The organism is Chloroflexota bacterium (genome assembly GCA_018648225.1).
Classification (GTDB): domain Bacteria; phylum Chloroflexota; class Anaerolineae; order Anaerolineales; family UBA11858; genus NIOZ-UU35.
The window spans coordinates 1-10499 of record JABGRQ010000164.1 but is presented as its reverse complement, the minus strand read 5'-3'; the positions used below and the strand labels follow the sequence as shown (position 1 = coordinate 10499).

Below are 10499 nucleotides of genomic sequence, written 5' to 3'. Positions count from 1 at the left end.
TCGAGGTGGAAAGCTGCTCCTCAAACGAGTTCGCCACCTTCGAGATTCTACACTCCGAGCCAGTTCCTGGCGCTTTCCAACCCATCAGCCCCGATGTCAGCATCTGTAAAGACTGCCTGCGTGAACTCTTTGATCCTGATGATGCGCGTTATTTGTATCCCTTCATCAACTGCACCAACTGCGGGCCGCGTTTTACGATCATACAGGACATCCCCTACGACCGCCCCAAAACCACGATGGCACCCTTCGCAATGTGCCCTACCTGCCGCGCCGAATACGAAGACCCCACCGACCGCCGTTTCCACGCCCAGCCGGTGGCGTGTCCGGATTGTGGGCCAAAAACATGGTTAGAAGTTGAAGGTTTAAAGTTAAAAAATGAAAGCCAATTTTCAACTTTAAACCTTCAACCTTCAACCGATTTTTCACCAATCCAACAAACCCAACAGCTTCTTGCCAATGGACGCATTCTCGCCATCAAAGGTCTGGGCGGATTTCATCTGGCCTGCGACGCTACCAACGCCGCCGCAGTCGAAGAATTACGCCGCCGCAAGTTGCGCGTCGATAAGCCCTTCGCTTTAATGATGCCCGACCTCGCCACGATTGAACAGCATTGCATCGTCAGCAAGGCCGAACGCGAACTGCTGACCTCGCGCCAACGTCCGATTGTGCTGCTCGAACGCCGCCCGGATTCACCCATCGCCGAGGCGGTTGCCCCGGGGCAAAATAACCTGGGGGTGATGCTGCCCTATACGCCGCTGCACTATTTGCTATTTCACGACGGAAAACGGACGACGAAAAACGGGAATTCCCCCGCCGCCCGCCGCCTACCCTCCGTCCTGGTAATGACCAGCGGCAATCTCAGCGAAGAACCAATTGCCTATACGAATAACGAAGCGCGTGAACGCCTCAACGGGTTGGCAGATGCCTTTTTGATGCACAACCGCGAGATCCATGTCCGGTGTGATGATTCAGTGGTAAGAGCGCCTAAAACGTCGGAGGTCACGACCTCACGACGTCACGACACATTTCTTTTACGACGCTCGCGCGGTTATGCCCCATTTCCTGTCATCTTGCCTTGCGCCGTTCCCCCCATCCTCGCTACTGGCCCTGAGTTGAAAAATACCTTTTGCCTGGCAAAAGACCGTTACGCCTTTCTCAGCCATCATATTGGCGATATGGAAAATTATGAGACTCTGCAATCTTTCGAACAAGGCATTGAGCATTTCGAGCGCCTGTTCCGCATTCAGCCCGAATTGATTGCCTGTGACTTGCACCCCAATTATTTAGCCACGCGCTACGCCCTGGAACGCGCCGAACGCGAAAATGTACCCACTTTCAACATCCAACACCACCACGCCCACATTGCCGCCTGCATGGCCGATAATGGCCTGAGCGGTGACGAGCCGGTGATCGGCGTTTCCTTTGACGGCACGGGCTACGGTGACGATGGGGCGGTTTGGGGCGGCGAGTTCCTGATTGCAGACTATTCCGGCTATCAGCGCTGCGCCCATCTGGCTTACACACCGCTGCCCGGCGGCGACAAGGCTGTGCGCGAACCCTGGCGCATGGCGCTCTCGTGGCTGCACACGGCAGGGATTGCGTGGGATGGCGATTTAGCTCCAGTTGCTTATGCAAAACGGCCACAGACCAAGGACAGCCGTCAGTCGTCAAACGTCAGCCGGTTTAAAATTCTGCGCCACCAACTCGAACGCGGAGTCAACGCGCCGCCCACTTCCAGCGCGGGACGCCTCTTCGACGCGGTAGCCGCTCTGGCCGGCGTGCGGCAGACGGTCAATTATGAGGCGCAGGCGGCGATTGAATTCGAAAATCTGGCAGACGCATCCATCGAGGATGGGTATCCCTTTGAGCATACCGGCGGCCAACTCAACCCCCGCCCGATGCTCATGGCTCTGATCGCCGATCTGCGCGCCGGGGTCGGTATCCCCATAATTTCGGCCAGATTCCACAACGGGCTGGCACAAGCCATCATCCAAATCTGCCTGGCTATGCGCGCAGAATATAACGTCAACAAGGTGGCGCTCAGCGGCGGTGTGTGGCAAAATATGACACTATTGGAAAGATCGCTTGCTCTGCTCGAAAAAGAGAAATTTGAAGTTCTTATTCACACTAAAGTGCCTGCCAATGATGGCGGCCTTTCGCTCGGACAGGCCATGATCGCGGCCCGGCAACTTGTTGGATAATCTTTGGAGGTAGCGCTATGTGTCTCGGAGTTCCCGGAAAAATTGTTGAAATCTACGAAAAAGGCGGCCTGAAAATGGGCAAGGTCGATTTTGGCGGCGTCGTGCGCGAGGCCTGTCTGGAATATGTGCCAGAGGTTGAGGTCGGCAACTACACCGTTGTGCATGTTGGTTTTGCGATCAGCCTGCTCAGCGAGGAAGATGCCCAGGCCTCGCTGGAAATTTTGCGCGAGATTGTCTCGCTGGAAGATGAATTAGGGCTAAATCTACCGCCAATTGCGCATCGCCCCTCCTCGTGAAATATATCACTGAATATCGCGACGCCGAACTGGTCAAAGGTGTGATCAAGGAACTGCATAAAACCGTCACGCGCCCCTGGGTGTTGATGGAAATTTGCGGCGGGCAGACCCATGCGATTGTGCGCCACGGCATCGACCAGCTTTTGCCGGAACAGATTGAGTTGGTACACGGGCCGGGCTGCCCGGTGTGCGTGACTCCTTTGGAGTTGATTGACAAGGCCCTGGCAATTGCCTCCCGCCCGGAGGTGATCTTCACTTCGTACGGCGATATGCTGCGTGTACCCGGCTCGCAGCAAGATTTATTCTCCATCCGCGCCGCGGGCGGGGATGTGCGCGTGGTCTATTCGCCGCTGGATGCGCTCAAAATTGCCCAGGACAATCCCGATAAAGAAGTTGTCTTTTTCGCCATCGGTTTCGAGACCACCGCTCCGGCGAATGCGATGACCGTTTTACAGGCCAAAGCGCTGGGCGTGAAGAATTATAGTATTCTGGTTTCGCACGTCTGTGTGCCCCCGGCGATGCATACGATTTTGGGGTCACCCCACAACCGCGTGCAGGGATTTTTAGCCGCCGGGCATGTTTGCGCTGTGATGGGCTATTGGGAATATCCGCCGATTGCCGAAAAATACCAAATTCCGATGGCAGTGACCGGCTTCGAACCATTGGATATTGTCGAAGGCATTCTCGCCGCGGTAAAACTGCTCGAGGCTGGCCGCGTAGAAGTGGCAAATCCCTACTCGAGGGCGGTTACTTTCGAGGGCAATCTGCCCGCACAAAAAGTGATTGCCCAAATCTTCCAGGAATGCGACCGCAAATGGCGCGGCATCGGCACGATCCCGATGAGCGGCTGGTGCCTGCGTCCTGAATATGCTGCCTTCAACGCCGAATTGAAATTCAATGTTCAGGCGATTCAATCCGAAGAGTCGCCGTTGTGCATTGCCGGAGAAATACTGCAAGGGCTGAAAAAACCGCATCATTGCCCGGCATTTGGCAAAGAATGCACACCCGAACAGCCTTTAGGGGCCACAATGGTCTCCGATGAAGGCGCTTGCGCGGCGTATTATAAATATGGCAGACAATTGGAATTCTAATTATGACGGACGACGGACGACCGACGACGGATAGCTTACCCAACATGCAGGGCCCAGTTTGCCCCGTGCCGTTGCGTCACGGCAAAAAAATCGTCATGGGGCACGGCAGCGGCGGCAAGCTGATGAACGACCTCATCAAAAATACTTTTTTACCGCCGCTGGATAATCCCACCCTGCGCGCGGGCAACGACGCGGGTGTCGTAGCGCCCAACGCATGCACGCAACTCGCCATCAGCACCGATGCGCATGTCGTTTCGCCGCTATTCTTCCCCGGTGGCGATATTGGCAAGCTGGCGGTGTGTGGCACAGTCAACGACGTGGCGATGATGGGCGCAACCCCCCAATATCTGACTGCCGGATTTATTCTCGAAGAGGGTGTGGAAATTGAGACGATTGAGCGCGTGGTGGCCTCGATGAAAGCTGCCGCTGCGGAGGCTGGTGTAGAAATTGTGGCAGGGGACACAAAAGTTGTCGAGCGAGGCAAAGCCGATGGGCTGTTTATCACCACCGCGGGCGTAGGCACGCTGCTCCCCGGCGTAGAAGTTGGCGGAGCGCTGGCGCAGCCTGGTGATGTAGTGATGGTTTCAGGCTATATTGGCGATCACGGAATCGCGGTTCTGGGGGCGCGTGGCGAGTTGGGCTTTGAAAGTGATATTCAGAGCGATGTTGCGCCATTAAACCATCTCATCGCCGCAATTCTGGATGCCAGCGATGCAATCCATGTTTTGCGCGATCCAACCCGCGGCGGCGTGGCCTCCACGCTGAATGAAATTGCGGTGCAATCTGAGGTGTGCATTACCCTGCATGAAGAAAGTATCCCGGTACGGCCCGCGGTAGCCGGGGCCTGCGAGATGTTGGGATTTGATCCGCTATATATTGCCAACGAGGGCAAGCTGATTGTGATCGCTGGAAAAAACGACGCGCAAAAGATATTGGATACCATGCGCCAACACCCCTACGGAAGTAATGCTGTCATCATTGGCGAAGTTGTCGAGACGCCAGCCCGGCGCGTGCTGATGAAAACGACAATTGGCGGCAGGCGCGTGGTCGATGTGCTGGCCGGGGAAATGTTGCCGCGCATTTGTTAGTCGGATTTTCAGCAGGGAGGCTTTATGGAAGATAATATTCGTGCCGCCGGACAGACATCGGTTGTGCTGGTGCTCAATATGAAGCGCTTTATTGCCCCAGAAGATCAGGCGCGCTTTGAGGAGCTACGCGGCAGCCCGGAACTGGTGCGCGTGCTGCAAAAAAACTGGCCCGCTCAGCTTCAACAGGGATATGCTTTTCGCCCAGCCAAACCCAACGAGATTCTAGACCCGCACGACAACCAGGCCGTTGCCCGCATGTCGCCTGAGGAAATTGGTTTTGTCACCGGCATCTTCCGTCAAATTATGCTGGAAGATTACTCGCCCCCGGAATACTCCGTCATCAAAGAGCATATTCGTTTCCCCGAACCCATTTGGGAGAATCTCCAGTTCAAAAAACTTTTCCGCGAAATCTGGTTCAACTGGGAGATTTCTGTCCGCCCAACCATGACGGGTATGTTTATTATCAAGCTCAAGCAAAGCTACCCCACTCCTACGCCTATCTTGCAAATTGCATCCGATGTACTCGGGCTTCAGATGTCTTTCGATATTCCTGGCGCTCTGAATTGGATGGAAAAATTACAGAAGGTATACGCCAACGACCAATTGGCGTTGCAAGAAAAAGAGGCTTCGGTTAAAGAATTCTTAAAATGGCTGGGGGGCAACCATAACCATTCTATACCCGATGCGTATGTCGATTATGCGCCTGTACAATGGCAGCTTGCCATGGAAATATGCCGCCGCTTTGTGCAGGAAATCGGTTTGAATATTCCCTTTGGGCAGAATGGCCCGGTGAAGCTGCAAGTCCCCGATCCACAACTTTCGCCGCCGCTGCACGATGCGTATGTTATCTACCGTTTCAACGAACTCACTGCGCCGGGAAATGCGCTCAAAAAGAAAGGGGGCGGCAAGAATCATATTCTGGTATCCCCCAGCGATATTCAAAACTCGCGCTTTGTTCGCCGCGGTCTGGCCCAATTGATTGAAGGCTCGATTCTAAAAAACCAGCGCAATGATTCACCCAATGGCTCGGAGCGCCGTTTTGCACGCCCGCGCAAAACGCAAATCGACGCGCTCATGGATACCGACAAAGCCTCATGGGTTGATGAACTCTGCCTGCTTACGGCGCGCTCTACTATCATTATGCCCTCACGCAAGGCACGTAATGACGAGTTATTTATCTCCACATTACCCGCGGCAACCAGCCAGGTCAATTATCTTTGGTATTGGGAGGCCATTGAAAGGCTGCTCGAATTTGTAATTGAAGTCCGCGTTTTGGTGCAATTGGTCGAGCGCAACAGCGCCACGCTGATGCAGGAATTTGTACGTATGCTGCGCCACACGCGCACATCGCTATTGGATGGCGATCTTGAAATTAATCGCGATGTGCTTATCCAACTCTCGAACCGCGCCGCCAATTTGAGTCGCCTTTCCGGTTTGGGGCAGGGTCTCAGCAATCCCCAATTATGGGGGCGCGCTGAATTTGCGGTCGAAAAAGCCAGCTATCTCTTCCAGCGGCTTGGCGTTCCCCTGTTGCTGCAACACACCGAGCGCAATGTTAATCACATCAACGACCTGATTAACCATGTGGATGAGTTATATCTCGCCAGTATCTCCGAGCGCAGCAACCGTCAATCATTCTGGGTTTCGGCGGGATTGGCAGGCGTTTCACTGGCATTTATTCTCTATACACTGCCATCTTTCTGGATTGATCTGAACGAAACTATCAAGTCGTTCAGCCCTGATACAACAGATGGCATCTTTAAGATTCCCGTTCCCTGGGAGGCGATTCTAAAACTCATCAACTGGATCGGCATTATCGGCGCGCCCATAGTACTGGCGTTGGCGCTGGGCATTATTTTCTGGTCTATCCGTGAAGCGGCGCGCGTGCGCCAATTGCGACGCAGCAGGAAAAGTAGCTAATCGGTATGGAAGCTAATTCGCAACCAAACAACCAACCCTCGATGCCAGAACATTTTCTCCTGCAACAGGCTGCCGAGTTGATGCGAGAAAAACGGATGCAAGAAGCGCGTCCAGTTTTGATGCAATATTTGCGTCTCAACCCGGACTCAGAAAAGGGCTGGTTTTTATTAAGTTATGCGGTTGCTGAACCGGAACGCAAAGCCGATTGTCTGCGGCGCGTGCTGGAACTTAACCCAACCCACTGGCGCGCCCAGGAGCGTCTGGAGCAGGTCGAGGCCAGCCAGGAAAACGCCGGTCTGCGCAAAAAACGCAAGCGGGGCGGCTTCCCGATCTGGGCTATGGCTGGGTTTTTCACAATTTTGGGGATCCTAGTCGTGGCGATTGGAGTTTGGGGGTTTCAAATTTTGCGAGATGCGCCACGCCCGGAGCCACAGGCGGTTGCACAGGCTACGTCTACACCTTCGCCCACGCGCCAAGCTTCGAGAGCGGCCCCCACTTCCACAGCAACGATCACCCCCATGCCAAGTCCGCCTGCTCCACCAACTCAGGCACAGCAAAATCCCCAGGTCGCAGCTCAGATGGACGTTATCCAAAATCAGGTGGCTGAATTACGCGGCCTGGAAGCGCTGCATCCGGTACCGCGCACTTTACTGGAAGAGGGACAGGTGCAGCCGATGCTGGAAGGCTTGTATTTACAGCGAAATACGAAAGAAATTGTTGCCGATCAGGCGCGTGCGCTCAGCGCATTGGGGCTGATTGATCCGACTTACGATCTGTATAGTAAAACGATCAACCAACTTGGCGAAGGTTTGGGCGGATTTTATGTCCCCTGGACGGATGAGTTATTCGTGATCGGCAACCAATTTTCGGGCATCGAGCGGCTGGTCTTCGCACACGAATACGGACACGCCCTGGTAGACCAGCATTTTGCGCTGGAGGCGATTGGCGTCTATCCGGAGTGCCTCACCGATACGGATCGCTGCCTGGCAATTACGGCTCTGATCGAAGGCGATGCCACCTATCTGATGTATGCATGGCTGGATGCGTATGGCACGGATGAAGATGCACTCGACATCCTTGAAGCCCAATACACGCCCACCGACCGGGTGATTTCCAGCACCAATTTACCGCCGCTGTATCTGGTGCGCGAAACGCAATTCCGCTATGAGGATGGGTATAATTTTGTTCAGTATCTCATCGAGCGTGGCAAGTGGCAAATAGTTGATCTGGCTTACGGCAGATTCCCTGCCACCAGCGAGCAAATACTGCATCCCGAAAAATTTCAGGCTGGTGAGACAGCGAAGCCGGTAGAGACTCCTGATCTACAAGTGGTTCTAGGCGACGATTGGCGCATGCTGGCCTTTGACACGCTGGGCGAGCTTGGCACAGAGATGATCCTGGGCTATGGGGCCAATTATCTGGCAAACGTGGACCCTGTCACAGCCAAAGAGGCGGCGAAGGGTTGGGGTGGCGATAATTATCAGATGTATTACAAGAATACAACCAATCAAAAAGTGCTAGTTGTGAATTGGATCGGCGATTCGTGGACAGATACGTACGAATTTACAGAAGCGCTGGAAGCACGCCTGAACATCCACTACCGCGGCAATACGGTTGACCACGATAGCGGCGCATGTTGGGAATTGCTGAACGATCATTTTTCGTGTGTCTTCAAAACCAAGTACAAAGCCCTGTGGATATCGGCCCCAAGCATGGAAATACTCGAACAAGTCCATGCGCTCTATCCGGCGTTTCCGTAATCGAATTCGCACTCGAATAAAAACAAAATGTCGCAAACACGCTTCAAGACCCTGTGGCCTTTGCTGGTAGTCCTGCTGATCGAATCGCTGGGATTGGCTGCCGTGTTGGTATTCTCGGATGCACCGATCAGCATCTTTTCTACAACCATAGCAACGATTATTCTGGCGACCGGCCTATTGCCCGCGGTGCTGCGTCCCAGCTCTGAGCATGTCCTGGCTGGATGCCTGGGAATTGTCTTTGGGGCTTTTTTGCTGATCCCCTTTGACCCTCCGCTCAACGAAATCTTGTCGATTGGCCCTCAACCCAAAGATTTGTCCAGCCACCTGCTGTTTCGCCTGTTCAACGGCGCGGCTATTGGCCCGTTGGTACTGCATCTGACCAGTCGCTTCCCGCGCCGCAGCCAGCTTTCAGACAGAATAATTGCCAGTGTATACGGTAGCACGGCGCTGCTGCTGCTAATCTTTTTCCTACTCCCAGCAAACGAACTCAAAAAATGGCTATTCGTGCTGATGGTCATCTGGCTCTTCGTGCTGATCTCCTGGGCAATCGCACTGCTCGTAAGCGCCAGCCGCGATTCGGCTCCTGAGCAGCGGCGTTCAGCACAACAGGCGCGCCTGCTAATTTTTAGTATGCTACTGGCAAATAGTGGTCTGCTGATCCGGCTGGGAATTATGGCGCTGCAAAACCAACCAGTAACCTATAACCTGGCACTGGCACCCCAGATTTTTCTCCCAATTGGGATTTCATACGCCATTTTGCGGCACGATCTCTTTGATATTGATGCCGCGTTGCGCCGCGCCCTGGCCTACACCCTGCTCTCGCTGCTGCTCATCGCTGGATACCTGGCGCTCACCGTCACACTTACAGCATTGTTAGCGCAGATCTGGCCGCAATTTCGCGGCGTGGCTGCAGCGATTGGCGTGTTGCTCGCTGCGGCAGCCTTCGAGCCGTTGCGCGGGCGTTTGCAGCGCTGGATTGACCAATCGCTCTACCCGGACAGGCTGCGCTTTGAACAAGCCATCGCCAACGCGGGCGCACAACTCTCACGCGTCGTCAATCGGGAAGAAATAATCTATCTATTAACGGAAGAAGTGCCACGAGAAATCGGGGCCGAATGGGGCACGCTCTCCTTGGCGCCCGCGCCGGATATTCCCGGTCATTTTGAAAGCAAACCTTCCTGGAACGCACAGTTGATTGTCGGTGGAGCGTCGCTGGGGCGCTACTGGCTGGGCGCGCGCCGCGCCGGGCCAACGTTCAGCCGTGAGGAGCGGGCGCAACTCAACGCGTTGGTCAGTCAGGCCGCACTGGCGCTGGCTTATGCCGAAACGATCGAAGCGCTGAATATGTTCAATCGCCAGCTTGAGACCCGCGTCGAACAACGCACCAGCCAGATACTCACGCAGCAACGCGCGCTGGCGGTTATCGAAGACCGTCGCAGGCTGGCGCGCGATCTGCACGACTCCGTCACGCAAACCTTATTCAGCATCAACCTCAGCGCGCGCGCCATCCGCGGGATGGTGCGCCAAAATACTGCTACTGCTGAAAGAGAACTCAGCGAATTGGAAAAATCAGCCCAAAGCGCGCTGGAAGAAATGCGCGCCTTACTCGCTCAACTGCGCAATCCGCGAGAAGTGACCGATGTTCCCCGTTTGATGAATTTCAGCGTGCAACTGGAAGAGCTTTGCACACAACTACAGAATTCCCGCGGGCTGCAAATCACACTCCAGCAGTCCCCTTCGCTATTACTACCTTCTCCTTTGAACGATGAAGTCCTGGCAATTCTCCGTGAGACCTTCATCAACATCGCCAAACACAGCGGCGCACTTGATGCCGTTTGTGTTATCGAGCAGCACAATCATTTCTTTCTGGTGCGCGTCAGCGATCAAGGACGCGGCTTTTCACCTGCATTAATAGAAACAGCTCCGGGGCATTTTGGCCTGAGCGGGATGCGTGAACGTGTCGCGAGGCTGGATGGTACAATCCTGATTACATCGCAACCCGGAAGCGGCACCACCATCGAGGCCAGATTCCCGCTCGAAATCAATAACTGACTAACGCTTTTTGAAAGATTTTCAAAATTTTTGTAATCGTCAAGAGCAGCTTGAACAGATGCGGCAAATAGCCAATAGAAACCCAGTTTAA

General features: G+C 54.4%; 7 protein-coding genes. All 7 read left to right on the top strand.

Going from position 1 to position 10499, the window contains the following annotated elements:
- Window positions 1–2201 (top strand): carbamoyltransferase HypF (hypF, locus tag HN413_15395; GenBank protein MBT3391782.1); only part of this gene is annotated, 2201 nt, incomplete at its 5' end.
- Between the two features lie 17 nt (window positions 2202–2218).
- Window positions 2219–2497, top strand: coding sequence for a HypC/HybG/HupF family hydrogenase formation chaperone (locus HN413_15390; protein MBT3391781.1), 279 nt, complete (start codon window positions 2219–2221; stop codon window positions 2495–2497).
- On the top strand, window positions 2494–3588 hold the full coding sequence (gene hypD / locus HN413_15385; protein ID MBT3391780.1) for a hydrogenase formation protein HypD: 1095 nt from the start codon (window positions 2494–2496) through the stop codon (window positions 3586–3588). The genes HN413_15390 and hypD overlap by 4 nt, the downstream gene beginning before the upstream one ends.
- Window positions 3589–3590: 2 nt before the next feature.
- Window positions 3591–4676 carry a hydrogenase expression/formation protein HypE gene (gene hypE / locus HN413_15380; GenBank protein ID MBT3391779.1) on the top strand — a complete coding sequence of 362 codons (1086 nt, stop codon included), beginning with the start codon at window positions 3591–3593 and terminating at the stop codon, window positions 4674–4676.
- 24 nt (window positions 4677–4700) lie between these two features.
- Complete coding sequence (locus HN413_15375) at window positions 4701–6596, top strand: hypothetical protein (protein ID MBT3391778.1); 1896 nt, start codon at window positions 4701–4703, stop codon at window positions 6594–6596.
- A gap of 5 nt (window positions 6597–6601) precedes the next feature.
- On the top strand, window positions 6602–8356 hold the full coding sequence (locus HN413_15370; protein MBT3391777.1) for a hypothetical protein: 1755 nt from the start codon (window positions 6602–6604) through the stop codon (window positions 8354–8356).
- Window positions 8357–8383: 27 nt separating this feature from the next.
- Window positions 8384–10408 (top strand): hypothetical protein, encoded by a 2025-nt coding sequence (locus tag HN413_15365; GenBank protein ID MBT3391776.1) that lies wholly within the window; start codon window positions 8384–8386, stop codon window positions 10406–10408.
- Window positions 10409–10499 lie beyond the last annotated feature (91 nt).